General features: G+C 70.0%; 20 protein-coding genes and 1 tRNA gene. 7 read left to right on the top strand and 14 right to left on the bottom strand.

What is annotated here, in order from left to right; genetic code table 11:
• Window positions 1–5: 5 nt before the first annotated feature.
• Together narH and AWC30_RS10355 are read right to left on the bottom strand one after the other, a co-directional pair.
• Window positions 6–1,628: a nitrate reductase subunit beta gene (narH, locus tag AWC30_RS10360; RefSeq protein ID WP_085110114.1), complete on the bottom strand. Its 1,623-nt coding sequence runs from the start codon at window positions 1,626–1,628 to the stop codon at window positions 6–8.
• A complete protein-coding gene (locus AWC30_RS10355; RefSeq protein WP_207568428.1) occupies window positions 1,625–5,338 on the bottom strand; it encodes a nitrate reductase subunit alpha in 3,714 nt (1,237 codons plus the stop codon). Before AWC30_RS10355 ends, narH begins: the two co-directional genes overlap by 4 nt.
• 183 nt (window positions 5,339–5,521) lie before the next feature.
• On the opposite strand from AWC30_RS10355, the gene AWC30_RS10350 reads away from it, so the two are divergent.
• The gene (locus AWC30_RS10350) at window positions 5,522–6,169 is read left to right on the top strand and encodes a DJ-1/PfpI family protein (protein WP_109562016.1); all 648 of its coding nucleotides are present in this window, start codon (window positions 5,522–5,524) and stop codon (window positions 6,167–6,169) included.
• Here AWC30_RS10350 and AWC30_RS10345 read toward each other — a convergent pair.
• From AWC30_RS10345 to AWC30_RS10330, 4 genes are all read right to left on the bottom strand, one after another.
• Window positions 6,166–6,621: a carboxymuconolactone decarboxylase family protein gene (locus tag AWC30_RS10345; protein ID WP_085110112.1), complete on the bottom strand. Its 456-nt coding sequence runs from the start codon at window positions 6,619–6,621 to the stop codon at window positions 6,166–6,168. The genes AWC30_RS10350 and AWC30_RS10345 overlap by 4 nt on opposite strands.
• 51 nt (window positions 6,622–6,672) lie before the next feature.
• Window positions 6,673–8,472 carry a selenocysteine-specific translation elongation factor gene (gene selB / locus AWC30_RS10340; RefSeq protein WP_272937750.1) on the bottom strand — a complete coding sequence of 600 codons (1,800 nt, stop codon included), beginning with the start codon at window positions 8,470–8,472 and terminating at the stop codon, window positions 6,673–6,675.
• The gene (selA, locus tag AWC30_RS10335) at window positions 8,469–9,788 is read right to left on the bottom strand and encodes an L-seryl-tRNA(Sec) selenium transferase (RefSeq protein ID WP_085110111.1); all 1,320 of its coding nucleotides are present in this window, start codon (window positions 9,786–9,788) and stop codon (window positions 8,469–8,471) included. The genes selB and selA overlap by 4 nt, the downstream gene beginning before the upstream one ends.
• A gap of 21 nt (window positions 9,789–9,809) precedes the next feature.
• Window positions 9,810–9,905: transfer RNA gene (locus AWC30_RS10330), tRNA-Sec, on the bottom strand.
• A 106-nt stretch (window positions 9,906–10,011) separates the two neighbouring features.
• Here AWC30_RS10330 and AWC30_RS10325 point away from each other — a divergent pair.
• Genes AWC30_RS10325 through AWC30_RS10315 form a run of 3 tightly spaced genes read left to right on the top strand, consistent with a single transcriptional unit; the run spans window position 10,012 to window position 11,461 of the window.
• A complete protein-coding gene (locus AWC30_RS10325; RefSeq protein WP_207568427.1) occupies window positions 10,012–10,260 on the top strand; it encodes a hexameric tyrosine-coordinated heme protein in 249 nt (82 codons plus the stop codon).
• Complete coding sequence (gene selD / locus AWC30_RS10320; protein ID WP_109562015.1) at window positions 10,257–11,252, top strand: selenide, water dikinase SelD; 996 nt, start codon at window positions 10,257–10,259, stop codon at window positions 11,250–11,252. The genes AWC30_RS10325 and selD overlap by 4 nt, the downstream gene beginning before the upstream one ends.
• Complete coding sequence (locus AWC30_RS10315) at window positions 11,249–11,461, top strand: hypervirulence associated TUDOR domain-containing protein (protein WP_085110110.1); 213 nt, start codon at window positions 11,249–11,251, stop codon at window positions 11,459–11,461. The genes selD and AWC30_RS10315 overlap by 4 nt, the downstream gene beginning before the upstream one ends.
• 18 nt (window positions 11,462–11,479) lie before the next feature.
• Here AWC30_RS10315 and AWC30_RS10310 read toward each other — a convergent pair whose 3' ends face one another.
• Window positions 11,480–12,826: an oxygenase MpaB family protein gene (locus tag AWC30_RS10310; RefSeq protein WP_085110109.1), complete on the bottom strand. Its 1,347-nt coding sequence runs from the start codon at window positions 12,824–12,826 to the stop codon at window positions 11,480–11,482.
• Window positions 12,823–13,902, bottom strand: coding sequence for an oxygenase MpaB family protein (locus AWC30_RS10305; RefSeq protein ID WP_085110108.1), 1,080 nt, complete (start codon window positions 13,900–13,902; stop codon window positions 12,823–12,825). The genes AWC30_RS10310 and AWC30_RS10305 overlap by 4 nt, the downstream gene beginning before the upstream one ends.
• A gap of 119 nt (window positions 13,903–14,021) precedes the next feature.
• On the opposite strand from AWC30_RS10305, the gene AWC30_RS10300 reads away from it, so the two are divergent.
• The gene (locus tag AWC30_RS10300) at window positions 14,022–14,657 is read left to right on the top strand and encodes a TetR/AcrR family transcriptional regulator (protein WP_085110107.1); all 636 of its coding nucleotides are present in this window, start codon (window positions 14,022–14,024) and stop codon (window positions 14,655–14,657) included.
• 11 nt (window positions 14,658–14,668) lie between these two features.
• Here AWC30_RS10300 and nrfD read toward each other — a convergent pair whose 3' ends face one another.
• The 6 genes from nrfD to AWC30_RS10265 all read right to left on the bottom strand — a co-directional run bounded on the left by nrfD (window position 14,669) and on the right by AWC30_RS10265 (window position 24,635).
• Window positions 14,669–15,718: an NrfD/PsrC family molybdoenzyme membrane anchor subunit gene (gene nrfD / locus AWC30_RS10295; protein WP_085110144.1), complete on the bottom strand. Its 1,050-nt coding sequence runs from the start codon at window positions 15,716–15,718 to the stop codon at window positions 14,669–14,671.
• The gene (locus AWC30_RS10290; RefSeq protein WP_085110106.1) at window positions 15,715–16,689 is read right to left on the bottom strand and encodes a 4Fe-4S dicluster domain-containing protein; all 975 of its coding nucleotides are present in this window, start codon (window positions 16,687–16,689) and stop codon (window positions 15,715–15,717) included. Before AWC30_RS10290 ends, nrfD begins: the two co-directional genes overlap by 4 nt.
• On the bottom strand, window positions 16,689–19,874 hold the full coding sequence (gene fdnG, locus AWC30_RS10285; protein WP_234808032.1) for a formate dehydrogenase-N subunit alpha: 3,186 nt from the start codon (window positions 19,872–19,874) through the stop codon (window positions 16,689–16,691). Before fdnG ends, AWC30_RS10290 begins: the two co-directional genes overlap by 1 nt.
• Before the next feature lie 113 nt (window positions 19,875–19,987).
• Window positions 19,988–20,320: a carboxymuconolactone decarboxylase family protein gene (locus tag AWC30_RS10275; protein ID WP_085110103.1), complete on the bottom strand. Its 333-nt coding sequence runs from the start codon at window positions 20,318–20,320 to the stop codon at window positions 19,988–19,990.
• A 34-nt stretch (window positions 20,321–20,354) separates the two neighbouring features.
• A complete protein-coding gene (gene acnA / locus AWC30_RS10270) occupies window positions 20,355–23,150 on the bottom strand; it encodes an aconitate hydratase AcnA (RefSeq protein ID WP_085110102.1) in 2,796 nt (931 codons plus the stop codon).
• A 129-nt stretch (window positions 23,151–23,279) separates the two neighbouring features.
• Entirely contained in the window at window positions 23,280–24,635 is a 1,356-nt protein-coding gene (locus tag AWC30_RS10265) for an FAD-dependent oxidoreductase (RefSeq protein WP_085110101.1), read from the bottom strand.
• Window positions 24,636–24,772: 137 nt separating this feature from the next.
• On the opposite strand from AWC30_RS10265, the gene prfB reads away from it, so the two are divergent.
• On the top strand, window positions 24,773–25,888 hold the full coding sequence (gene prfB / locus AWC30_RS10260; protein WP_085110100.1) for a peptide chain release factor 2: 1,116 nt from the start codon (window positions 24,773–24,775) through the stop codon (window positions 25,886–25,888).
• A gap of 9 nt (window positions 25,889–25,897) precedes the next feature.
• On the top strand, window positions 25,898–26,807 hold a 910-nt coding region (locus AWC30_RS10255), incomplete at its 3' end, for a mechanosensitive ion channel family protein (protein ID WP_109562014.1).

The following is a 26,807-nucleotide window of genomic DNA, read 5'->3' as shown; positions in this document are numbered from 1 at the left end:
GGTCCTCACGCCGGGCCGGGCTCGGGGAACATGCCCGGCGCCGCGCTGCGGCCGTCCCAGTTGAGCAGGTTGAAACCCGCTGTGGAGCGCTCGCTTTCGGGCTTCATGTGGTCGGGGCGGTAGGAGCCGATCCCGTGCGGGCCGGTCGGTCCGGTGCCGCCCATCCCGGGCCCGCCCTCGGTGTCGAGGCTGCAGAACAGCTGTTCGTGCTGCCCCATCAGCCGCCCGGCCTCCTCCTGGTGGGCCGGCGGGATGACATAGCGCTCCTCGTATTTCGCGATCGCCAGCAGCCGGTAAAGGTCGTCGAGGTCCTCGGTTGTCGAGCCCACCGAGGCAGGCAGGCTCTCGTCGATCTCCAGCCCCAGCTGGGCGGCCCGCTGCATGGAGCGCACCACGGTGAGTTTGCGCAACACCGTGCGGATCAGATCCGAGTCGCCGGCGGTGAACAGGTTGGCCAGGTACTCGATCGGGATCCGCAGCGCGTCGATCGTGGCGAACACGTTGTCGGGGGTGGCGGCGTCGTACCCGGCGGCGTTGACCACGTCGGCGACCGGGGACAGCGGCGGGATGTACCAGACCATCGGCAGGGTGCGGTATTCCGGGTGCAGGGGCAGCGCGACCTTGTGGCGCACCGCAAGCTCGTAGCAGGGCGAGCGCTGCGCCGCCTCCACCCAGTCGTGCGGGATGCCGGCCCGGGCGGCCTCGGCCTGCACCTCCGGATCGTGCGGGTCGAGGAACACGTCCAACTGCGCCTGGTAGAGATCCTGCACATCGGGGGTGGCGGCCGCGTCCAGCACCTTGTCCGCGTCGTAGAGGAATAGCCCCAGGTAACGCAGCCGCCCGACGCAGGTCTCGCTGCAGATCGTCGGCAGGCCCTGCTCGATACGCGGGAAGCAGAACGTGCACTTCTCCGCCTTGCCGGTGCGGTGGTTGAAATACACCTTCTTGTAGGGACATCCGGACACGCAGAACCGCCAACCGCGGCACTTGTCCTGGTCGACCAGCACGATGCCGTCCTCGGCGCGTTTGTACATCGCACCCGAGGGGCAGGACGCCACGCACGACGGGTTGAGGCAGTGCTCGCAGATCCGCGGCAGGTAGAACATGAAGACCTCTTCGAACTCCATCTTCACCTTCTCCTCGAGCCCGGCGAGGTTGGGATCGTGGATGGCGTGTTCGGGGGCGCCGGCGAGGTCGTCGTCGAAGTTGGAGCCCCACGAGACGTTCATGTCCTTGCCGGTCAACGCCGAGATGGAGTGCGCGGTCGGGTTCGGCGTGCCCAGCGGCGCGTCGATCACGCTCTGGTAGTCGTAGGTCCACGGGTCGCCGTAGTCATCGATGCTGGGCAGATCCGGGTTGTAGAAGATGTTGAGCAGCTTGCGCAGCCGCCCACCGGCTTTCAGCTTCAGCCGGCCCTTTTTGTCCAGCGTCCAACCGCCGTGCCAGTAGTCCTGGTCCTCGTAGCGCTTCGGGTAGCCGACGCCGGGCTTGGTTTCCACGTTGTTGAAGTAGACGTACTCGGTGCCGGGCCGGTTGGTCCACACCTGCTTACAGGTGACGGTGCAGGTGTGGCAGCCGATGCACTTGTCCAGGTTCATCACCATGGCGACGTTGGCCATCACCCTCATCGGTATCTCACCTCCTGGGAACGACGCCGGATCACGGTGATCTCGTCGCGCTGACTTCCGGTGGGCCCGTAGTAGTTGAACCCGAACGACAGCTGGGCGTAGCCGCCGATCAGGTGGGTGGGTTTGATCACCAGGCGGGTCAGGGCGTTGTCACCGCCGCCGTGCAGTTTGGAGACCTCGGTGATCGGGGTCATCAGGTGCCGGTCCATGGTGTGGTACATGAACACCGTGCCCTTGGGCATCCGGTGGGTGACCACCGCCCGGCACCCCACCACCCCGTTGCGGTTGTAGGCCTCGATCCAGTCGTTGTCGGCGACCCCGATCGTCGCCGCGTCGGCCGGACTCATCCAGATCACCGGGCCGCCGCGGAACAGCCGCAGCATGTGCAGGTTGTCCTGGTACTCGGAGTGGATCGACCATTTGGAGTGCGGCGTCAGGTAGCGCACCGTGATCTCCGGCCGCCGCTCCTCGGGCAGTCCCTGCTCACCGAAGTGGCTGATGTAGTTCAGCGGCGGGCGGTAGCAGGGCAGCCACTCGCCGTACTCGGCGATCCAGTCGTGGTCGAGGAAGAAGTGCATCCGACCGGTGAGGGTGTGCCACGGTTTGAGGCGCTCGACGTTCACCACGAACGGCGAATAGCGACGCCCGCCGGTCTCGCTGCCCGACCACTCCGCCGACGTGATGACCGCGCGCGGCTGGACCTGGGTGTCGGCGAAGGTGATCTGGTCGCCGGCGCGCTCCTCGGCCAGGTCGGCCAGCCGCACACCGGTGCGCTCCTCGAGCGCTTCCCAGCCCTGCAGGGCCACTTCGCCGTTGGTGGTGCCCGACATCGCCAGGATCGCCTCGGCCATGTGGATGTCGCGGGCCAGTGACGGCCGGCCGTCACCGGCGCCGCCGCGTACCACGCCGTTGGTGCGGCGCAGGTAGTCCACCGCGTTCGTCGGCTTCCACTGGATGCCCTTGACCCCGGTCCCGACGGTCTCCACCAGCGGGCCCAGAGCGGCCATCTTCTCGGCGACCGCGCCGAAGTCCCGTTCGACGGTCACCAGTTTCGGCATGGTCACGCCGGGGATCGGGTCGCATTCGCCGTAGCGCCAGTCGCGGACCACTCCGCCGGGCTGGGCCAACTCGTCGGCGGAGTCGTGCAGCAGCGGCACGGCCAGCACGTCGGTGCGGGTGCCCAGGTGCTGGGCGGCCAGGCGGGAGAAGTGCTGGGCGATGGTGGCGAAGGCGTCGAAGTCGGTGCGCGACTCCCACGGCGGTGCGATCGCCGGGTTGAACGAATGCACGAACGGATGCATGTCGGTGGTGGACAGGTCGTGCTTCTCGTACCAGGTCGCGGCGGGCAGCACGATGTCGGAATAGCTGCAGGTGGAGGTCATCCGGAAGTCGATGGTGGTGACCAGGTCGAGCTTGCCGCGCGGCGCGGTGTCGTGCCAGGCCACTTCGGTGGGCCGCACCTCCGGTGGGGACTCCTCGGCGCGCACCGCGTCGTCGCTGCCCAGTAGGTGCCGCATGAAGTACTCCATGCCCTTGCCGGAGGACCCCAGCAGGTTGGCCCGCCACACCGTCAGCACCCGCGGGAAGTTCACCGGGTTGTCCGGGTCCTCGCCGGCGAAGTTGAGCCGGCCGGCCTTGAGCTCGTCGACCACGTAGTCGCCGACCAGTTTGCCTGCCGCCGCCGCGGCGTCGGCGATCTCCAGCGGGTTGCGGTCGAACGCGGGATGCGACGGCGTCCAGCCCAGCCGGCTGGCCTGGGCGATGGTGTCGGCCATCGACTTACCGGTGAACAGGCCGCGACCCAGCGGGCTGGACAACTCCTCGGCGCCGAACTTCTCATAGCGCCACTGATCGGTGTGTAGGTAGAAGAACGAGGTGCCGGTCATGTGCCGGGTGGGGCGTTGCCAGTCGAAGGCGAACGCCACCTGCTGCCAGCCGGTCAGCGGGCGCACCTTCTCCTGGCCGACGTAGTGCGCCCAGCCGCCGCCGTTGACGCCCTGACAGCCGCACAGCATGGTCAGGGTGAAGAACGTGCGATAGATCTGGTCGGAGTGGTACCAGTGGTTGGTGCCTGCGCCCATCGCAATCATCGATCGCCCGCTGGAAAGCTCTGCGGTTCGGGCGAATTCGCGGGCCACCCGGGCCGCTGCGAGCGCCGGGACGGCGGTGATCTGTTCCTGCCAGGCCGGGGTGTGCGGACAGTCGGCGTCGTCGTAGCCGGTCGGCCATTCGCCGGGCAGCCCGTCGCGGCCTACCGCGTAGTGCGCCATCAGCAAGTCGAAGACGGTGCACACCAACCGGTCTCCGAGCCGGCGCACCGGCACGCCGCGGCGCACGGTGGCCCCGCCTTCGGTGGCGCCGATGTCGAATCGGGGCAGGTCGACGGCGACGGCGTCGGTGTCGGGCCCGTAGACGCTGAGCAGCGGATCGCGCCCACCCAGGTCCAGGTTCCATTTGCCCTTGCCGGATTCGGAGAAGTGGTCGGCCAAGGTGCCGTTGGGGAAGAACGGCTCACCGGTGGCGGTGTCGAGCAGCACAGTGCGGTGCGCGGCGCCCTCGGTCGTCTCGCCGAGGTCGGCGGCGGTCAGGAACCGGTCGGGCACATAGCCGCTCGTGTCGCCGTCGCGGGCGCGCAGTGTCACCAGGAACGGCAGGTCGGTGTAGGTCTTGACGTAGGTCTGGAAGTACGGCACCTGCCGGTCACGGAAGAACTCGGTAAGCACGACGTGGCCCATCGCCATCGCCAGCGCACCGTCGGTGCCGGGGTTGGCGGCCAGCCAGTCGTCGGCGAACTTGGTGTGGTCGGAGTAGTCCGGGCTGACCACCACCACCTTCTGGCCCCGGTAGCGGGCCTCGGTCATGAAGTGGGCGTCGGGCGTTCGGGTGATCGGCAGGTTGGTGCCCCAGATGATCAGGTAGGCGGCGTTCCACCAGTCGCCGGATTCCGGCACGTCGGTCTGGTCGCCGTACACCTGCGGCGACGACGGCGGGAGGTCGGCGTACCAGTCGTAGAACGACAGGATGGTGCCGCCGATCATCGACAGGAACCGGGTGCCCGCGGCGTACGACACCTGCGACATCGCCGGGATCGGGGAGAAGCCGACCACCCGGTCGGGGCCGAACTCCTTGATGGTGTGGACGTGGGCGGCGGCGATCAGTTCGCTGACCTCCGCCCAGCTGGAGCGCAGGAAACCGCCCTTGCCGCGGTTGTCCTTGTACCGCGCGGTGCGCTCCGGGTCGGCGACGATGTCGGCCCACGCGCTCACCGGGTCGCCGAGCCGTGCCCGGGCCTCGCGCCAGACCTCCAGCAGCGGTTGCCGCACATAGGGATAGCGCAGCCGCGACGGCGAGTAGGTGTACCAGGAGAACGAGGCGCCGCGCGGGCATCCCCGCGGTTCGTATTCGGGCATGTCCGGCCCGACGGAGGGGTAGTCGGTCTGCTGGGTCTCCCAGGTGATGATGCCTTCTTTGACGTAGACCTTCCACGAGCAAGACCCGGTGCAGTTGACCCCGTGGGTGGAGCGCACCACCTTGCCGTGCCGCCAACGCTCGCGGTAGAACTCCTCGGCGTGCCTGCCGTCGCGGCGGTGCAACTCTCGGTAGTCGGGGCTGGGGGTGCCGGGGGAGAAGAATTGAGCCTTGCGCAATAACGCCTCGACGGGTTCACCGCCGGGCAGCAGCGGAGCCAGCGTCCGGCCACTCTCGGTCACGTGACGACCTCAGTTCTCGACGGCTCGAAGTCGTTGCTCGGGCCGACGAACGGTTGGGTTCTAGGCTGTACATCTCTTGGTACCACCGGTGCCGTCGGAATGGGCGCGAATCGGCTGGACAGGTACCTGTGAGAACGGTGGATGATTGCTGTAAGCACCGAAGCAAGGGCGAGGGGAGCGGACATGGTCGAGGGATTCCGGTTGGGGATCTACGTTTTCAGCGATGCGGAGGTCGTCGACTTCGCCGCGCCCTACGGGGTTTTCTCGGTGGCGCGCCGCTTCGACCCGGCCCTGGAGGCGTTCCTGGTGGCCGAGGCGCTGCGCCCGGTCCAGACTCAGGCGGGCTTCACCGTGTTGCCCAACTACGGCTTCACCGACCGGCCCGCCATGGACGCGTTGCTCATCCCCGGCGGTTCGGGAACCCGCACCCAGACCTACAACCGCCGGCTCCACGAGTTCATCGCCGAGCAGCCCGAGACCACCCTGCTGACCAGTGTGTGCACCGGTTCGTGGATCTACGCGCGGATGGGCCTGCTCGACGATGTTGCGGCGACCAGCCGTAAGGAACCCGACCGCGCCGAGGCCGGACCGAACGGTCTGGTGCCGATCGACCGGCTGGCCGCGCTGGCCCCGGCCTGCCGGGTCAGTCGCGCCCGGGTGGTCGACGCCGGCCGCATCGTGACCGCCGGGGGCATCAGCTCGGGCATGGAGATGGGTTTCCACCTGCTGCGCCGGGCCGGCTACGACGAGGAATTCGTCGCCGAGGTGGCCCGGGTGATGGAGTACAGCACCGCCTACGAGGCCTACCGTGACGACCGCGAGGAACCCTAGCCGGTCGTGTCGGGCAGTCGCTGGCGGGTGGCCACCGCCATCCGGTTCCAGACGTTGATCACCGACACCGCCATCAGTAGGTGCACCACGGTCTGCTCGTCGAAGTGCCTGGCCAGCTCGTCCCAGACCGCGTCGGGGACACCGGCCTCACCGATTCGGGTGACCGCCTCGGTGAACGCCAGTGCGGCGCACTCGGCCTCGGTGAACAGCCCGGCCGCTTCCCGCCACCCGGCGAGCACGTCGAGCCGGCGCTGGTCCTCGCCGCCGGAGCGGGCCTCCCGGTTGTGCATGTCGAGGCAGTACGCGCAGCCGTTGAGTTGCGAGGCGCGGATCTTGATCAGCTCGTAGAGCGCGGGATCCAGACCGCTGGACCGCACGTATTTCTCCAGGCCGAGTACGGCCTGCGTCGCCTTCGGGTCGACGCTGTAGATATCGAGTCGTTGCTCTCCCATGGCTCCCATCGTAGGTGCCGTCACCGGCGCGCGGCAGGGCTGAAATCGCCCTCAGCGCACCACTTCGCGGTGTGCCGGGTCGGTGCGCCGGGTCCACCCCCGGGCGTCGAGGTGCTCGAGCAGCGGGATGGCGACCCGCCGGGAGGTCTCCAGTGCACGTCGTGCGGTACTGGTGGTGAACGGTTGCGGCAGCGCCGCCAGCCGACGCATCGCCAAGGCGGGTGCGGTCGGCAACAGCACCACGCCGTCACCGACCCGTAACAGTCGGCCGGCGCCCTCGGCGGCGGCCAGTTCGCGGACACCCAGCCGTAGCTCGGCCAGGTCATGCGCCTCGGGCGCCTGGAACGGCGTGGTGGCCAGCCGGGCCTCCAGGGCCGCGATGGCCGGCTCGGCCGGACCAAGATCACCGTGCCCCGGTGCGCGGATGTGCCCGCCGCTGTGCTGCAGGCCGGTGCCCGCGAGGACCGTGTCGAGCAGAGTGGCGTCGGGCAGGCCGAGCAGGTCGCGGGCGGCTCCGCGGGACAGGCCCGGCGCCAACGGGTTTCGTTGACGGTTCTCCTCGACCGCCTCGACGAGTCGCCGTCGCCACCCTCGGCGGCTCGCGATGTCCACCCACCAGCCGTCCACCTCCGCCACCTGCGGACCGGGCTCGCCGGTCAACCCGAGCCGGCGGAGATGCGCGGCGCGCACCGCGCCGCGGCGGGCGACCTCGCCGGCCACGTCGCCGTCCGGCGGCAGCGCCGCCAACACGGCCGCGCGCCGAGCCCCGGCGCCGCGGCGAGCGAAAGCCGGCGGTTCGGCGTCGAGCACCCGGGCGCCGCCGATCAGGCGCGGTGCGCCCGGCGCCCGCAGCACCACCCGGTCCCCGAAGACCAGCGGCAGTGCCCGGTCGAGGGTGAGCCGGGCGTGGTCGGGGCCCAGCGGGCGCAGCCGGGCAGGCACCGCGGCGGTGCCTGCGTACACGGTGATGCCGGCCGGCGCGTCGGTGAGCGCGCCACCGCCACATCGCCGCACGTCGACGACGCGGGTGAGCGGCCACGCGTCGGGGGTGAGCAGCGCGTGGCCGCGGTGGATGCCGTCGGCGGGCCGGCCGCGCAGGTTCACCGCCACCCGTGCGGTCGGCGCGACCACCGAGTGCGAGCGGCCGCAGCGCTGCAGTCCGCGCACCTCCACCGGGTGGTCGCCGTCGGGGCCGCACAGGTGGAGGCGGTCACCGCGTCGCAGGGTGCCTGCCGCCAACGTGCCGGTCACCACGGTGCCCGCGCCGGTGATGGTGAACGAGCGGTCGATCCACAGCCGCAGCCGGCCCTCGGCGGCCGGGGCGGGCAGGTCGGCCAGCAGCCGGTCCAGGGTGCTGCGTAGGTCGTCCAGGCCCGCGCCGGTCACCGCGGAGACCACCACCGCGGGCGCGTCGGCCAGTCCGGTCTCGGCCAGCTCGGCGCGGGCCTGCGTCAGCACCTCACCGGCCCGGTCGGGGGCCCGGTCGGCGTGGCTGATCACCAGCAGGCCGTGCTCGATGCCCAGCGCGGCGATCGCGTCGCGGTGATCGCCGGATTGCGCGCACCAGCCCTCGTCGGCGGCGACCACGAAGCTCACCACCGGCGCGGGTCCCAGCCCGGCCAGCGTGTTGGCCAGAAACCGTTGGTGGCCCGGCACGTCGACGAACGCCACCTCGCGTCCCGACGGCAACCGAGTCCAGGCGAAGCCGAGGTCGAGGGTGAGACCGCGACGGCGCTCCTCGGCCCACCGGTCGGGCTGCATCCCGGTCAGGGCCGCCACCAGGGTGGTCTTGCCGTGGTCGACATGACCCGCGGTGGCGACGACGTGACCGCCCTCGACGTATCCGCTCACCCGGGTTCACCCGCCGGGCCGGCCACCGCCGCGCGCACCGCCGCCGTCAGCCGCTCGTCGTCGGATTCGGGAACGCAGCGCAGGTCGAGCAGGCACCGGTCGCCGCTGACCCGGGGCAGCACCGCCGGCTCACCGGTGCGCAACCGCGCCGCCGCCGCCACCGGCAGGGCGACCGCCCAGCCGGGCAGCGGCACACCGGGCGCGCCGCCCCCGCCGACCCGGCCGTCGTGGGCCACCACCTCGGCGCCGACCGCGGCGGCCAGCGCGTCGGTGCGCTGCCGCAGTCGGGCCGGGTCGGCGTGCAGCGCGGCGGTGACCGGCGGTGCAGGCCCGGACACGGTGGCCTCCAGCGCCGCCAGGGTGAGTTTGTCGGCGCGCACCGCCCGGGCCAGCGGATGGCGAGCCAGCGCGGCCACCGTGTCGGCGGAGCCGAGGATCAGCCCGGCCTGCGGACCACCGAGCAGCTTGTCCCCGCTGGCGGTGACCACGTCGGCGCCGGCGTTCAGCGCGGCCGCGGCGTCCGGCTCGTCGGGCAACACCGGATCGGCGGCCAGCAACCCACTGCCCAGGTCCACCACCAGCGGCACGCCGTGGCGGCCGGCCAGTTGGGCCAGCTCACCGACGTCGACCGCGGCGGTGAACCCCTGTACCCGGTAGTTGCTGGTGTGCACCTTGAGCACGCAGCCGGTCTGCGGGCCGAGCGCGCCGGTGTAGTCGTCGAGGTGGGTGCGGTTGGTGGTGCCGACCTCGCGCAGCCGGGCGCCGGTGGCGGCGATCAGGTCCGGCAGCCGGAACCCGGCCCCGATCTCGATGAGCTCCCCGCGGCTGACCACCACTTCTTTGCCGGCGGCCAGCGCGGTGGTGGCCAACACCAGCGCCGCGGCCCCGTTGTTGACCACCAGCGCGTCGCCGGCCGCCGGGCAGGCGGCCAGCAGCGCGGCCCGCGCGGCGAGCCCCCGGCGCGACCGCGACCCGGTGGCCAGGTCGAGCTCGACGTCGACGTAGCCGCTGGCGGCGACCAACGCCTCGACCGCGGCCGTCGACAGCGGGGCGCGCCCCAGGTTGGTGTGCACCACCACGCCGGTCGCGTTGAGCACCGGCCGCAACGTCGTAGCGGACCGCTCCGCCAGCTGCGCGGCCACCTCGTCGGCCACCGCCTCCGGCTCCAGTTCGCCGCGCCGCGCCCGCTGCTGGGCGGTACGGATCACCGCGGCCACCACGTGTTCGCCGAGCCGGGCCCGGGCCCGTTCGGCGGCCGCCGAGGCGAGCAACTGATCGGTGCGCGGGATGCGTCGCCGCGGATCGGTCTGGGTCACATCGCTCCCACTCGGTTGGGCTGGCGGAGGCGGACGGGAATCGAACCCGCCAGACCGAGGTGCTCGGCCTCACCGGTTTTGAAGACCGGGGGGACCACCAGGAACCCAAACGCCTCCGCGCCCAACCTAGTCAACGCCGCATCCGGCGGCGCGCGGAGCACCACCCCGGCGGTGCGATGCCCGCGGCTACAGTGCACAGCAGACCCCGATGGAAAGGAACACGATGAGCACCGACGAGGCTCCGCCGTTGGTTCCGGGCGGAACGTTGATCACCGCCACCCCCGAGGAGGGCCGCGCGCTGGCGTTCCAGATCGCCCGCCGCTCGATCAAGAACATCCAGCCCGACGTCGCTGTGCTCAAGGGTGCCCGACCGGCCTATGCCGACGACGCGGACAGCCTGATCGCGGCGGCGCACGTGGTCGCGGTGGAGTTCCAGACCATCGCGTCGGCGAACGACTACTGGCGCAGTTGAGCGGCCGGGAGGGGCCGCTGCGACTCACCGGCTACGCCCACGGTGGCGGCTGCGCCTGCAAGATCCCGCCGGGGGAGTTGGAGGACGCGGTCCGCGGGTTGACCGGCCAGGCCGGGGACGACATCCTGGTCGGCCTTGACGACGGCGACGACGCCGCCGCTGTGCGGGTGGGTCCCGACCTGGCGGTGCTGTCCACGGCCGACTTCTTCACCCCGGTCGTCGACGATCCCTTCGACTGGGGCCGCATCGCCGCCGCCAACGCGTTGTCGGACATCTACGCGATGGGTGGGCGGCCGGTGGTGGCGATCAACCTGGTCGGCTGGCCGCGCGAGGTGTTGCCCTTCGAGGTGCTGCGCGAGGTGCTGCGCGGTGGGCTGGCGGTGGCCGCCGAGGCCGGTTGCCCGGTGCTCGGCGGGCACACCGTCGATGACCCCGAACCCAAGTACGGGATGGCGGTGACCGGGGTCGCCGACCCGGACCGGCTGTTGCGCAACGACGCCGGTGCTCCCGGGCTGCCGTTGACGCTCACCAAACCGATCGGGGTGGGCGTGCTCAACAATCGGCACAAACAGACCGGGGAGGTGTTCGCCGAGGCGGTGGCGAGCATGGTCACCCTCAACCGGGAGGCGGCGGGCGCCGCGCTGGCAGCGGGGATCGGCGCGGCCACCGACGTCACCGGCTTCGGGTTGCTCGGTCATCTGCACAAGCTGTGCCGGGCCTCGGGCGTCGGCGCGGTGCTGCAGGCGTCCGCGGTGCCGGTGCTCGACGGGGTGCGCGAATCGCTGCGCGAAGGGTTCGTCTCCGGCGGCACCCGCCGTAACCTGGATTGGGTGCGCCCGCGGCTGCGGACCGGCCCCGGGGTCACCGAGGACGATCTGCTGTTGCTGGCGGACGCGCAGACCTCCGGCGGCCTGCTGGTCGCCGGAGAACTCCCCGGCCATCCGGTCATCGGAGAGTTGGTGGCCGGCAACGGGATCGAGGTGCGAGCATGAGCGACTTCAAGGTCGGCGACCACGTCGCGTGGAACTCCGAGGCGGGGCACGTCAGCGGCACCATCATCAAGGTGCACACCGACGACGTGGAGTACAAGGGGCACATGCGGCGCTGCAGCCCGGACGATCCGCAGTACGAGATCAAAAGCGACAAGACCGATCACGTCGCGATGCACAAGGGCTCCGCGTTGCACAAGACCGGGAAGTGAGCACCGCTCGGCGACCGGTCAGTGCATCGGACAGCCGCTCGCGGCACCCGCGGTGGTGTCGTGGTGGCGGTAACGGGTGTCGGCCACCCCGCCGCGGCGGGCCAGCAACTCCGCGATCCGGACGTTCACCGTCCACCACGGGTCGCCGTGGCGGGCGCGCAGCAAGCGCCGTACCGATGCGCCCGGAACCGCGTCGAGCACCCTCCGGGATGTGACGTTGACGTGTACGGCCAGGCCGGCCAGCGCCGTCCACGGCTGCAGCGGCACATCGCGGTACGGGGTCGCCGCGACTAGGGCACGCGCCAACGGTTCCCCGCTGTAGTAGGCCACCGCGCCGAGCACCGGCGCCACCGCCGCGCGCGCGAGGAGCCCGGGCACGCCGGAGGCCGCCGCGAGATTGTCCGCCGCGGCCCGGGTCATCATCTCGGTGCCGGACGTCGGACCGCCGGCGTGGGTCACCATGTGGTCGGCCAGCATGATGCCGTCCTCACCGGTGGTCGGGATGATGTCGGGCGCCACGCCGAAGATGTAGGCGATGTAGGCCCAGTAGCGCATGACGTCGTCGATGTCGCGGCGCGATGCGCGGCGGCCGTGGTTGTGGTCGGTCAGCATCGGCAACAGCGCGAAAGTCACCGCGGCGCCCATGGTGGTGCTCGTCGAGATCGGGTTGCCGTTGGCGGCGAAATGCTCGTCGCCCCACGCCCGGCGCAGTCCCATCCGGACCTGCGAGTGCATGAGCCGCACCCGCACGGTGTCCTTGAACTCGACGCTGTGCCGGTCGAGGAACGCGGGCTTGGTAGCGGCGTGGAACCACCTGGCGGTCTCCAGGTTTCGCAGCAGCGGTGCGTTGACGAAGCGTTTGGTCGCTGCGGTCGCCGAGGACACCTCGGCACCGACGAAGGTGCCGATCGCGTCCTGGATGCCCATCCCGAGCTTGCCGGCCAGCGAGCAGTCGATCCAGAGCCGACGCCCGCGCTCCCAACGCTCGGGGTCGTGCCACTCGGGTATCCGGTCCAGACTGGCGAACAGCGCCACCAGTTCTGCCGGCGGATCGGGCACGGCGTCGATGCCGTCATCGAGCGCCTGCTCGAGCAACTGTCGCCCGCGCTTCATCCCGATCACGCGGAAACATTCGACGACCGCGTCCATCAGCTGATCGCCCTGCCAGTAGTGGTCGATGAACAGCGCGAGCAGATCTCGTTGCCGTGCGGTGGGGTTGCGCGGCCGAAACGCTTCGAAGACCCGAAGATCCGACCATGCGGGGTCGGGTTGCAGTCGCGGCGGTGGCGGCCGTAGCGGCATCCCGGGGCGGTGGCAGTAATCGTAGGGGTGGGCCGCTGCCGGTGCGGTGAGGATCCCGGTCATGAGGCGGCCCTGTCGGTGACGGCGCGTAGCCGCGGTGCCACGGCGACCCGACGTCGCGCAGCCTCCACCTCCCGGATCTCCCCGAGCAGGCGCGGCGTGTTCAGCAGTGCCCGCACGGTGTGCCGGTATGCCAGGCGCACCAGCGGATTGGGTTGGCGGAAGCCGACTGCGGCCTGTACCGGTTCGGGCATCATGTCCATGATCACCCAGTAGGCCAGGTCGTAGACCGGGCGCAGCGGGGTGATGCCCGGCGGGTTCAGCAATTGCAGGTATTTGATGTTGTCGGCGTTGAGGCCGACCTCTCTGGCCGACGGGGATTCGGTGAGCACGCGACGGCACTCCGCGCGGCTCTGCGGCAGGTCGGTGCCGCCGAGCGCTTCGCCGATCCGAGCGTACTCCCGGTAGAACCGGTCCAGATCCCTGCCGCGCAAGGGTTTCGGGTGGTAGCGCCGGTGCGCGCCGGCCAACCCGTCGACCACGCTGGCGTAGGTCCAGCGGAAGAACTCCGGTTCGTCGGCGTCGTAGGGTTTGCCGTCGGGTCGGGTTCCCTTGACCCGGTGGTGCATGGCTTTAACCGTCTGGCTCAGGGATTCGGCCGTCTCGGTGGAGCCGTAGATCACGCCGGTGAAGAACGAGAACGTATGGCCGGCACGCACCATCAGGCCGTCTTTGGAGAAGGTGCCGGAACGCACCGTGCCGTCGGGGCGCCGGCCGACCAGCTTGGAGTGGTCATAGACCGCGTACTGAATGTCCTGATGCAGGATGTCGATGATCGCGGTGTTGATCATGCCGACCACCACCGACGGAGTGTGGGTGTGGACGTACCAGGCGGCGCTGTCGGGGCCGAACCAACCCGGGTCGCCGAGCGGGCCGTCGAAGCGGGCCTTTTTGAAGTATTCCGGCCGCTGGATCTCGAAGAACAGGTCCATCGGGTTGAGCAGTGCGGTGGGCCGCCGGCGAAGCTCCGCCCAGATCGGCGAGAGGTCCACCGCTGACCCGTCGTCGAGGGGCAGTACCAGTCGGATGACCTCGTCGAGGGGGTTGAGAGAGGGGAGTAGACCATCGAACGGGGCCATCGTCGTGCCTTTCTGTCGGGCAACTGCTGTGCGCTGCCTCACAATCAAGGCTAAAGTCGAAACCTACTCGACTTCTACTCACTTTTGATGCTCGGATTTCAGCACGAGGGGAGAGGTAAATGACCAGGTCAACTCGTAATACCCCCCGGCAGATACGAGCGCAACGCACAATTGAGGAAATCCTTGACGGTGCGGCTCGGCTTTTGGATCGCGACGGGTACCGAGGGTTGTCGACCAATCGGATCGCCGCGGAGGCCCATCTGAGCATCGGCACCGTGTACCGCTACTTCACCGACAAGGATGCGATCGTTCTCGCGCTGCGCGGCCGCGCCGAAGAGGACATCATGCGCAGGCTGGTGGCCGCACTCGCCGAGGCGCTGACCATGGAGGTCACCGGCGGTGCCCGTCACGTGCTCGCGGTGCTGGTCGAGGCGCTCGAGGACCATCGTGGGGTGATGGGCGCGGTCATCAACGACCTGCCGATGGGCAGCCAGAGCAACGTGCTGCCCCACATCGAAGAACACCTCCACCACTTGGCCAGGTTGACGCTGCTGCAGCACTATCCGCAGCTCGGCTCAGCCGACGCCGACGAGATCATCTACCTGGGCATGGGCACGGTCCTCCAGCTGGCCCTGCGCATCGCGATCGACCGGCCACCCGCGATGAGCAAGGAATCGCTGCTGGACCGGGCGGCCGCGCTCCTGGTGGGGGCGAACCAGATTCTGGCGGCGCAGACCGCGGCCGAGGGCGGCTGACCGAACCTCGGCTACCCGACTGTGGTGATGCCGTCGTCGACGACGCCCGCGGCCCGGCGGGCCGCCAGCCGACGCTTCTGCGGCTCGACGGTGTAGCGCGGGTCCTTCGCCGAGGCGATCCCGGCCTCGAAGATGCCCAGCCGGGTCAGCGCCGAGCCGGCGAGCAGCGCCAGGCCCGACAGCGCCGCCACCGGCCGATACCGCCCGCCCAGCGCGGTGCCGACCCCACCGGCCAGCACCAGGCGTTGCGCCCACCGCAACTGCCGCCCGGGCCGGCCCTGGTGCAGTGGTTCGACCGTGACGGGGTCCATCCGCTGCTCCATCACCCGGGTCGCCACCAGGTCGGCGACCACACCGAGAAGTGCGAACCGCCGGGCCGGTGCGGCCTCCCCGATCGGGGTGGTGATCATGGCCAGGCCACCGGCCGCCAGGCTCGCCGAGCCGGCGAACACGAACGGCAGGTCGCGGTGGGCGTCGTTCCAGGTCGGAACCGCGGTGTCGCCCAGCAGGACCGCGGTGTAGACGGCCAGCGGCGGGGCCAGCAGCGCGGCTTCCAGGCCCGCCGCAGGTGCTGTCGCGTGCAGCACCGGGCGCAGCCGCCCCAGCGGCAGTCGGCCGCCGCTGAGCCGATCCACCTCGGCGGCCGCGGCCACCCCCGCGCCCGCCCCGAACGCCGACAGCAGCCACGAGCCCAGGTTCATCGGTGAGGTCGGCTTCACGATGCGCAGCATGTTCACGAAACGCTCCGGGCGGCCCAGGTCGGCGATGAGCGCGACGGCTCCCAGTCCGGTCGCGGTCAGTGCGGCCAGCCGGGAATTGCGCCGCAGGACGGGCCGGCCGGTCAGTTGCGCACCGGCGGCCAACACCGCCGAGCCGCCGGCCACGCCGCCGAAGAACAGGTAGGCGGCGATCTTCTCGTCCCACGGCGGTGGCTTGACCACCGGGCGGCCGTAGTAGGAACTGAACTCCACATCGGGCACCATCGGGGCCTCACGCCGGCCCCCTCGGCGGCGGCGCTTGCCGCCGGCACGGCCGGCGGGCACGGGCGGTGGTGCGCTCATCGTCGCCCCCGCCAGAACGCCACCGCGGCGGCGCCGGCCATCCCGGCCGCCGCCCACAGCGATCGGGTGAACATCGCCGGCAGATCGGCGGTGGGCACCCGTGGATCCGGCGGCAGCCCGTAGACCTCCGGCTCGTCGAGCAGCAGGAAGATCGACCCGGTTCCGCCGACGCCGTCGTGGTCGTTGGCGCCGTAGAGCCGGGCCTCGGTCAGGCCCTGGGTGTGCAACTCGGCTACCCGGGCGCGGGCGCGGGCCAGCATATCGTCGCGGTCACCGAACCGGATCGACTCGGTGGGGCAGGTCTGGGCGCAGGCCGGCTGCTCGCCGTCCACCAGCCGGTCATAGCACATCGTGCACTTCTGGGCGATGCCTGATTCCCGATGTTGCGGTCCCCGTTCGGTTTTCGGCGCCGCGAGGCCGTCGGCGCGCCGTTCGATCACCCCGAACGGGCAGGCCGCCACGCAGTTGCCGCACCCGTTGCAGATGTCGTCCTGGACCACCACGGTGCCGAACTCGGTGCGGAACAGCGACCCGGTGGGGCAGACGTCCAGGCAACCGGCGTGGGTGCAGTGCTTGCACACGTCGGAGGCCATCAGCCAGCGGAACTCCGGGGTGTCCGGTGGGCCGGTGTCCTCGACGTCACCGGGTTCGGGCGGGGCGCCGATGCGCGGCATCCCCAGGTCGGTCAGGGCACGCCCGGCCTCGCGGGCCTCGGCGATCCGGTCCTCGGTCTGCTCGACGAACGCCACGTGCCGCCAGGTGTTGGCGCCCAGTTCCCCGGTGTTGTCGTAGGAGGAGCCGCGCAGCGTCAAGTCGCCGTCGCCGGGCAGTCGGTTCCATTCCTTGCAGGCCACCTCGCAAGCCTTGCAGCCGATGCAGATCGAGGTGTCGGTGAAAAACCCCTTCCGCGGCGGTGCGTCGGGCCATCGTGCGTCGCGGCTGGGATCGGTCGGCCCGGTGAGCTGCCCCATCAACCCTCCTGTTCCGGCTCGGTGACGCGTCGGTTGCCGGTCTCGATCGTCGCACCCGCCCGGTTGCGGTACTCCTCGACCAGGTCCAGCAGCGCCGGGCCACGCGGGCGGCGGCCGGCGCGGATGTCACAGGACCCGGCCTTCGACGACTGGATCTGCACGTTGGGATCCAGGGTGAGGCCCAGCAGGTCGTTGGCGGCGTCGCCGCTGACCACCGCGTCGCCGCCGACCCCCCAGTGGTAGGGCAGGCCGATCTGGTGGACGGTGTGCCCGGCGATGACCAGCGGGGTCATCCGCTCGGTGACCAGCACCCGTGCCTCGATCGCCGCGCGCGGGGAGACGATCGTCGCCCAGCCGTACGGTTCCAGTCCGCGTTCGGCGGCCAGTTCGGGGGAGACCTCGCAGAACATCTCCGGCTGCAGCTCGGACAGGTACGGCAGCCAGCGGCTCATCCCGCCGGCCGTGTGGTGCTCGGTGAGCCGGTAGGTGGTGAACACATACGGGTAGACCTCGGCGCCCGGGCTGCCCGCGCTGGGGGCGGCGAGGTTGTCCGCGCGCGGCAGCATCACCCGTGCGGGGCTCTGCTGTTGCGGGTAGAGCGGGTTGGCCACCGGTGACTCCGGCGGCTCGTAGTGGGTGGGCAGCGGGCCGTCGACCACGCCGCTGGGCGCGAAGAGCCAGCCCTTGCCGTCCGCCTGCATGACGAACGGGTCGTCGCCGGCCAGCGCATCCGGCCCGCCCAGCGACGGGCCGGGGCGGGCGCCGGGGGCGCGGTCGGCGGGGAAGTCGGGCACGTCGTCGCCGACCCAGCGCTGCTGCTGCTCGTCCCACCACAGGTAGCGCTTGCGTTCGCTCCACGGCCGGCCCTGCGGGTCCGCGGAGGCGCGGTTGTACAGGATCCGCCGGTCGGCCGGCCACGCCCAGCCCCACTCCGACTGGCTGGGGCCGTCGCCGCCGTGGGGCACCCGTCGCGCCGCCCGGTTGATGCCGCCGGCGTACACCCCGGTGTAGATCCAGCAGCCCGCGGCGGTGGACCCGTCGGCGCGCAGCTCGGTGAACGACGACAGCGGGACGCCCGCGTCGGGGCCGTCGAGGCGGGTGCCGTTGATCTCGGCCAGCACCGCCTCGGGGTCCGGCTCACCGTGCTCGTCGACCGGGTAATCCCAGGTCAGATCCAGTAGTGGGCGGTCCCGCGGGTCGGTGGAGCCGGCCAGTCGGGCCCGGATCCGGTTGCCCAGCTCGACGAAGAACTGCAGTTCGCTCTGGCAGGCGCCGGGCGGTGTCACCGCCTGGTGCCGCCACTGCAGCAGCCGCTGGGTCTGGGTGAAGGTGCCGGCCTTCTCGACGTGGTTGGCCGCGGGCAGGAAGAACACCTCGGTGTCGATGTCGGCGGCTCGCAGTTCACCCGAGGCGATCTCGGGACCGTCCTTCCACCAGGTGGCCGACTCGATGAGGTTGAAGTCGCGTACCACCAGCCATTTCAGGTGCGCCATGCCCAGCCGCTGCATCCGGCCGTTGGCCGAGCCGACCGCCGGATTCTGGCCGAGTAGGAAATAGCCCTCCACCTCGTCGGCGAGCATCCCGGTCACCGTCTGGTAGGTGCCGTGCGCGCCGTTGATCCGGGGCAGATAGTCATACGCCCAGTCGTTGTCCGGGCGCGCCGCCTCGCCCCACCAGGCTTTGAGCAGGCTCGTCAGATAGGCGTCGGTGTTGGCCCAGAAACCCTTGCGGCTGTGCGGCCCGACGGCGTCGACGTAGTCGGTGAGGCTGTCGTGCACCCCGGCGCGCGGCATCGGCAGATAGCCCGGCAACAGGTCGTAGAGGGTCGGGATGTCGGTGGAGCCCTGGATGCTGGCGTGCCCACGCAGCGCCATGATCCCCCCGCCGGGGCGGCCGATGTTGCCCAGGAGTAACTGCAGAATCGTTGCGGTGCGGATGTATTGGGCGCCGAAGCTGTGCTGCGTCCAGCCCACGGCGTAGGCGAAGCAGGTGGTGCGATCGCGTCCGGAGTTGGCGGTCACGGCCTTGGCGAGGTAGTCGAAGTCGGCGACGCTGATGCCGCACACGTCGGCCACCATCTGCGGGGTGTAGCGGGCGTAGTGACGTTTGAGGATCTGGAAGACACTCTGCGGATGGGTGAGGGTCTCATCGCGGACGATGATGCCGTCGCGGCGCTGGTAGGCCCAGGTTGAGCGGTCATAGGTGCCGGTATCGGCGTCGAACCCGGAGAACAGCCCGCCGAGATCCTCGGTGTCCCGGTAGTTTTCGTCGATCAGCGTGGCGGCGTTGGTGTACGCGCGTACGTACTCGTCGAACCACAGGTCGTAGCTGAGCACGTGGTTGATCAGCGCGCCGAGCAACACGACATCCGACCCGGCCCGGATCGGCAGATGCTTGTCGCAGACCGCCGAGGTGCGGGTGAACCGCGGGTCGACGTGGATGACGGTGGCGCCGCGGGCGCGGGCCTCAGCCACCCACTGGAAACCCACCGGGTGGCACTCGGCCATGTTGGAGCCCTGGATGACGATGCAGTCGGCGTTGGCCATGTCCTGCAGGCTCTGGGTGGCGCCGCCTCGCCCGAACGAGGTTCCCAGACCGGGAACCGTGGCGGAGTGTCAAATACGGGCCTGGTTCTCGATCTGGATGGCGCCCGCTGCGGTGAACAACTTTTTGATCAGGTAGTTCTCTTCGTTGTCCAGGGTGGCGCCGCCGAGCGCGGCGATGCCCATCGTGCGGTACAGCGGGCGGCCGCGGTCGTCGACGTCCTGCCAGGTGCGCCTGCGGGACTCGACGAACCGGTCGGCGATCATGTCGATCGCGGTGTGCAGGTCCAGCGGCTGCCAGTCGGTGGCGCGCGGTGCACGGTAGAGCACGGTGGTCTGCCGGCCCGGCGAAGTCACCAGTTGGGTGCTGGCCGCGCCCTTCGGGCACAGCCGGCCGCGGGAGATCGGCGAGTCCGGGTCACCCTCGATGCCGACGACCTTCTCGTCTTTGACGAAGACCCGCTGACCGCAGCCGACCGCGCAGTACGGGCAGACGCTCTGCACCACGCGGTCGGCGGTGGCGGTGCGCGGCTCGGTGGCGCGGGTGGCGGCCGACGTCGCCGCCGGGCCGCGGCCCAGCAGGTCGCCGGTGCGCAGCTGACGCAGCACCGGCCAGTCCAGGAAAAACTTGCGGGCAGCCATGCCCTTGAGGTTAGCCCGTCACCGCCCGCCCGCCAGCGCGATCCTGTGTTCACGTTCGGCCTCGAGCGTGAACCTGTGCGCACGCTCGAGAGGGCGAGCGCCGATGGTCGAGCTCAGTGCAGCTTGTTCAACTCGGTGAGCGCCAAGGTGGAGTGCGCGTAGGCGCCGCCGGCGCGCATCTCGGCGGCCACCCAGATCGCCTCCATGATCTGCTCATCGGAGGCGCCCTTGCGGTGGGCGAGTTTGGTGTGGCCCTGGATGCAGTACGGGCACTGGGTGACGTGTGCGACCGCGACCGCGATCAGCTGTTTGGTCTTCTCGTCCAGGGCGCCCTCGGCGAAGACCGCCTTGGAGAACGCCTCGAACGCCTCGTTCGCCTTCGGGGTCAGTTCCTTGCGGCGGTTGTAGATGTCGGCGGTGGCGGCAGGGTAGATCTCATCGGCCATGGATGTCTCCGTTCCTGATCGGGTGCTCGGCGACTCAGTCGAGCAGTTGGCGCAGTACGTACTGCATGATCCCGCCGTGGCGGTAGTAGTCCGCCTCGCCGGGGGTGTCGATGCGCACCACGGCGTCGAACTCGGTGTCCCCGGCCTTGACGCGCACCGTGTCCGGGATGTCGTCGGCCAGCGCCGTCACACCGGTGATGTCGAAGGTCTCCTCGCCGGTCAGGCCGAGGGATTCGGCGTTCTCGCCGTCGGGGAACTGCAGCGGAAGCACCCCCATGCCGATCAGGTTCGACCGGTGGATGCGCTCGTAGGACTCGGCGATCACCGCCTGCACCCCGAGCAGGATGGTGCCTTTGGCCGCCCAGTCCCGGGACGAACCGCTGCCGTACTCCTTGCCGGCCAGAATCACCAGCGGGGTGCCCGCTTCCAGGTAGTTCACCGAGGCGTCGTAAATGGTGGTGACCGGAGCGTCATCCCGGGTGAAGTCGCGGGTGAAACCGCCCTCGGTGTCCGGCGCCAACTGGTTGCGCAACCGGATGTTGGCGAACGTGCCCCGGATCATCACCTCGTGGTTGCCGCGCCGGGACCCGTAGGAGTTGAAGTCCTTGCGCTCGATGCCGTGCCCGGACAGGTACTTACCCGCGGGGGAGTCCGCGCGGATGGAGCCGGCCGGGCTGATGTGGTCGGTGGTCACCGAGTCGCCCAGCTTCGCCAACACCCGCGCGCCGGTGATGTCGCTCAACGGCTGCGGCTCGCGGGTCATCCCGTCGAAATACGGCGGCTGACGCACATAGGTGGAGTCCGGGTCCCACTGGAAGGTGGCGCTGTCGGGCACATCGAGGCTGCGCCAGTGGTCGTCGCCGGTGAACACGTCGCCGTAGCTCTTGGTGAACATCTCGGCCTGCAGGTTGTCGTCGATGATCTCGGCGACGTCGGCCTCCGACGGCCAGATGTCGCGCAGATAGACCGGCTCACCGTCGCTGCCGGTGCCCAACGGGTCGTTGAGCAGGTCGACGTGCAGGCTGCCGGCCAGCGCGTAGGCGACCACCAGGGGCGGGGAGGCCAGGAAGTTCATCTTGGTCTCCGGGTGGATGCGGCCCTCGAAGTTGCGGTTACCCGACAGCATCGAGCACACCGTCAGGTCGTTGTCGTCGACGGCCTTGCTCACCTCGGGGATCAGCGGACCGGAGTTACCGATGCAGGTGGTGCAACCGTAGCCCACCAGGTTGAACCCCAGCTTGTCCAGATATGCGGTGAGCCCGGCCTTTTCGTAGTAATCGGTGACCACCCGCGACCCGGGCGCCAGCGTGGTCTTCACCCACGGCTTGCGGCTCAGACCCTTCTCGACCGCGTTCTTGGCCAGCAGCGCCGCGCCCACCATCACCGACGGGTTCGACGTGTTGGTGCAGGAGGTGATCGCGGCGATCACCACGTCACCGTTGTCGAGTTCGAAATCGGTCCCGTCGGACAGTTTCACCTTGGTCGGCTCGGACGGCCACTCGTGCTCCTTGCCGTCGAACCGCACGACGCGCGGCCGGCCCGCCGCCTGACTGACCTCACCGAAGGCGATCGGGTCGCTGGCCGGGAAGGAGTCCGCGGAGGCCTCGTCGAGTTCGGAGAGCGCCTGCGCGGTGGTCTCCGCGCCGGCCAGCAGCGCGCCGACCGCCTGCGGGGCCGCGCGCAGCGGGATGCGGTCCTGGGGGCGTTTGGGTCCGGCGATCGAGGGCTCCACCGTCGCGAGATCCAACTCGATGACCTGGGAGTAGTCCGGCTCGTGGTCGGGGTCGTGCCACATGCCCTGTTCTTTGGTGTAGGCCTCGACCAGCTTGATCTGGTGTTCGGAGCGTCCGGTCAGCCGCAGATAGTCCAACGTGACCTGGTCGACCGGGAAGATGGCACACGTCGCCCCGTACTCGGGACTCATGTTGCCGATCGTGGCGCGGTTGGCCAGCGGCACGTTGGCCACGCCGGGGCCGAACAGTTCGACGAACTTGCCGACCACCCCGGTGCTGCGCAGCAGTTCGGCGACGGTGAGCACCAGGTCGGTGGCGGTCGTGCCGGGCTGCATCTCACCGGTGAGCTTGAGGCCCACCACCGGCGGGATCAGCATCGACAGCGGCTGGCCGAGCATGGCCGCCTCGGCCTCGATGCCGCCGACGCCCCAACCGAGGACCCCGAGGCCGTTGACCATCGGGGTGTGGCTGTCGGTGCCGACCAGGGTGTCGGGGTAGGCCTGCTTGCCGTTGTCGCCGACGCGGGTGAACACCACCCGCGCCAGGTACTCCAGGTTCACCTGGTGGCAGATACCGGTGCCCGGCGGCACCACCGAGAAGTCCCGGAAGGCCTGCTGGCCCCAGCGCAGCAGCTGGTAGCGCTCGGAGTTGCGCTGGTATTCCAGGTCGACGTTGACCTTGAACGCGTCGGCCCGGCCGAACACATCGGCGATCACCGAGTGGTCGATCACCAACTCCGTGGGGCACAGCGGGTTGATGGCCTCGGTGTCACCGCCGAGTTCGGCGATGGCATCCCGCATCGCGACCAGGTCCACCACACACGGCACCCCGGTGAAGTCCTGCATCAGCACCCGCGCCGGGGTGAACGCCACCTCGCGGCCGTGGGCGGCCGACGGGTCCCAGTTGGCCAGCGCCCGTACCTGCTCGTCGGTGACCATCCGGCCGTCCTCGTTGCGAAGCAGGTTCTCCAGCAGCACCTTGAGGCTGTAGGGCAGCCGCTTGGAACCCTCGACGCGGTCCAGTCGATAGATCTCGTAGGTGGTGTCGTCGACGGTGAGCTGGTCGCGCGCGCCGAAACTGTCATTGGAGCTGGCCATGACTGGACCCCCTCAACGGTCGGTGGAGCTGGTCTTACCCTCCAACCTAGTCATAAACCCCGGCCCGGGGCAGGGGCTTTCGGAACCCGGTGTGAGCCCGGCGGATTCGCTTCCGCACCACCCACCCCGCTACCCGTGGGCGATCTTCAGCATCTCGGCGACGTCGACCAACTTGACCCGCGGGCGGCCGTGCGGCTCACCGGTGGAGCGCTCGTGGGCGTCGATCGCACGCCAGTGGTCGTTGGTCACCAGCTTCGGCTGCCGCGACACCAGCCATTCCATCAACTCCGTGCTGCGCTCCGCGCCGCTGGTGTCGATGCCGGCGGCGGCCAGATCGGCCGCCAGGGTCGCCACGGTCGCCGCCGAGTCGCTCTTGTTGGAGCCGATGACCCCCGACGGGCCGCGTTTGATCCAGCCGACGACGTACTGGTTACGGGTGCCCTCGATGCGCCCGTCGGTGTGCGGGATGGTGCCGGAGCGCTCGTCGAACGGCAGCCCCGGGGTGGGCACACCGCGGTAGCCCACCGAGCGGACCACCAGTTCCGCGGGCATCACCTCGCGTTCGCCGGTGTCCGCGGCCACCACCCTGCCGTCTTCGCCGGTGACCAGTTCGTTGCGGCCCAGCACGATCTCCTGCACCTGCCCGTCACCACGGATCTCGATCGGGGAGGTGCGGAACCGGAACACGATCCGCCGGTTGCCGGGGGTCAGCTCGGCGCCGACGTAACTGCGCAGCACTTTGACGTTCTGCTTGGGATGCTTGCCCGCCGCGTCGATGTCGGCGTCGGTGATGCCGTCGAACTCCGCGGCGTCGATGACCACGTCGACGTTGGCCAGTCCCTTGAGCGTGCCCAGTTCCCGCAACTCCGGGCTGGTGAAGGTGGCCTGCAGCGGCCCGCGGCGGCCGATGATCACCACTTCCTGGATGTCGCACGGGTTGAGTAGATCCAGTGCGTGATCGGCGATGTCGGTGGTGCGCAACTCGGTCGGGTCGGTGACCAGGATCCGGGCCACGTCCAGCGCGACGTTGCCGTTGCCGACGACGACCGCGCGGTGGCAGGACAGGTCCGGGGTCTTGTCGTGGAAGTGCGGATGGGCGTTGTACCAGCCGACGAAGTCGACCGCGGCCACACTGCCCGGTAGGTCCTCGCCCGGGATCCCGAGGTGCCGGTCGGATTGCGCCCCGATCGCGTAGATGACCGCGTCGTAGCGCTCGGCCAGTTCGTCGGGGTGCACGTGTTCACCGATGCGCAGGTTGCCGAAGAACCGGAACCGCGGGTCCTCGGCGATCTTGTCGAACTGGGCGCTGATCGACTTGATCTTCGGGTGGTCGGGGGCGACCCCGGAACGCACCAGCCCCCACGGGGTGGGCAGCATCTCCAGCATGTCGACGCGCACGTCGGTGTCGTCGAGTTTCAGCAGCGAAGCCGCCGCGAAGAACCCGGACGGACCGGAACCGACGATGGCCACATGATAGGGGCGCATTCTCCAGCTTTCTGTCGTCGCCGGCCACGGCACGCGGGGCTGCCGCGTCGTAGCCGTGTGATGCATCTGACCGCTGCCTTCGATGCTAGCCCCGACCGGGCGGGCGGTGGCCGGTTACGCCGGTAACCTGGTGACTCGTGGAAACCGACCGGCAAGCCGACATCGCCGCCCTCGACGTCACCCTGACCACCGTGGAGCGGGTGCTCGACGTCGAGGCGCTGCGTGCGCGGATCACCCAACTCGAGCAGGAGGCCTCCGACCCCAACCTGTGGGACGACCAGGCCAACGCCCAACGCGTGACCAGCCAACTGTCCCAGTCCCAAGGCGAGTTGCGCCGCGTGGAGGAGCTGCGGGGCCGGCTGGATGATCTGCCGGTGCTCTACGAACTGGCGGCCGAGGAGACCGGCGCCGCCGGCGAGGACGCCCACGCCGAAGCCGACGCCGAACTGCGCGCGCTGCGCGCCGACATCGAGGCGATGGAGGTGCGCACCCTGCTCTCCGGTGAGTACGACGAGCGTGAGGCGCTGGTCAACATCCGCTCCGGCGCCGGCGGGGTCGACGCCGCCGACTGGGCCGAGATGCTGATGCGGATGTACATCCGGTGGGCCGAGAAACACAACTACCCGGTCGAGGTGTTCGACACCTCCTACGCCGAAGAAGCCGGCATCAAAAGCGCCACGTTCGCGGTGCACGCCCCGTTCGCCTACGGAACGCTGTCAGTGGAGCAGGGCACCCACCGGCTGGTGCGGATCAGCCCGTTCGACAACCAGAGCCGCAGGCAGACCTCGTTCGCGGAGGTGGAGGTGCTGCCGGTGGTGGAGACTACCGACCACATCGAGATCCCGGAGAGCGACGTGCGCGTGGACGTGTATCGCTCCAGCGGCCCGGGTGGGCAGTCGGTCAACACCACCGACTCGGCGGTGCGGCTGACCCACGTGCCCACCGGGATCGTCGTCACCTGCCAGAACGAGAAGTCGCAGCTGCAGAACAAGGTTGCCGCGATGCGCGTCCTGCAGGCGAAACTGTTGGAGCGCAAGCGATCCGAGGAGCGTGCCGAACTCGATGCGCTCAAGGGCGACGGCGGCAGCTCGTGGGGCAACCAGATGCGCTCCTATGTGCTGCACCCCTATCAGATGGTCAAGGACCTGCGCACCGAACACGAGGTCGGCAACCCCAGCGCGGTGCTCGACGGCGACATCGACGGCTTCCTGGAATCCGGGATCCGTTGGCGCAACCGTCCCGAGGAGGACTGAGCGGCGAGCATGACCGGCACCGACTACGCGGCCCTGCCGCTGGAGCACACCTGGCAGCGGTTCTGGCACGGCGACATCGGGGTCTGGATCCTCGACAAGGGATTGCGGATCACGCTGCTGGTTCTCGGCGCGGTGCTGGCGGCGCGGTTCATCAACTGGGCGGCCCGCCGGATCGCGCGGCGTTTCGAGGAGGAGTTCCAAAGCGGCGACGCGTTGGTGCGCTCCGAGGAGTCCAAGCACCGCCAGGCGCTGGCCGCGGTGATCTCCTGGGGCTCGATCGTGCTGTTGTTCGTGGTGGTCGCGGTCAAGATCACCGACATCGTCGACGTGCCGATCGGTTCGCTGGCCGCCCCGGCCGCGGTGCTCGGCGGTGCGCTGGGTTTCGGCGCCCAGAAACTGGTGCAGGACCTGCTCAGCGGCTTCTTCCTGATCCTGGAGCGCCAGTACGGCTTCGGTGACCTGGTGCGCCTGGAGTTGACCTCCACCGCGATCGCCGAAGGCACCGTCGAGGACGTCACCTTGCGGGTGACCAAGCTGCGCACCGCCGACGGTGAGGTGTACACCGTGCCCAACGGGCAGATCGTCGAATCGCTGAACATGTCCAAGGACTGGGCCCGTGCGGTGGTCGACATCCCGGTGCCCACCAGCGCGGATCTCAGCGTGGTCAACGAGGTGCTGCACGGGGTGTGCGAACGCGCCGTGGAGAAGGACACCCCGCTGCACGACCTGTTGTCGGGAAAGCCGACGCTGATGGGGGTGGAGAGCATCCAACTCGACACCGTCAACCTGCGGATGGTCGCCCGCACTCTGCCCGGTAAGCAGTTCGAAGTCGGCCGGCGGCTGCGTGCGCAGGTGCTGCGCGCGCTGGCCGATGCCGGTGTGGTCACCACCGGCGGTGGCGGGGGAGCCCGGGTGGGTG

Origin of the sequence: Mycolicibacillus trivialis (genome assembly GCF_002102395.1) — a bacterium.
Taxonomy (GTDB): domain Bacteria; phylum Actinomycetota; class Actinomycetes; order Mycobacteriales; family Mycobacteriaceae; genus Mycobacterium; species Mycobacterium triviale.
Note: the sequence above shows the minus strand (reverse complement) of the source record. Positions and strands in the feature narration are given on the sequence as shown.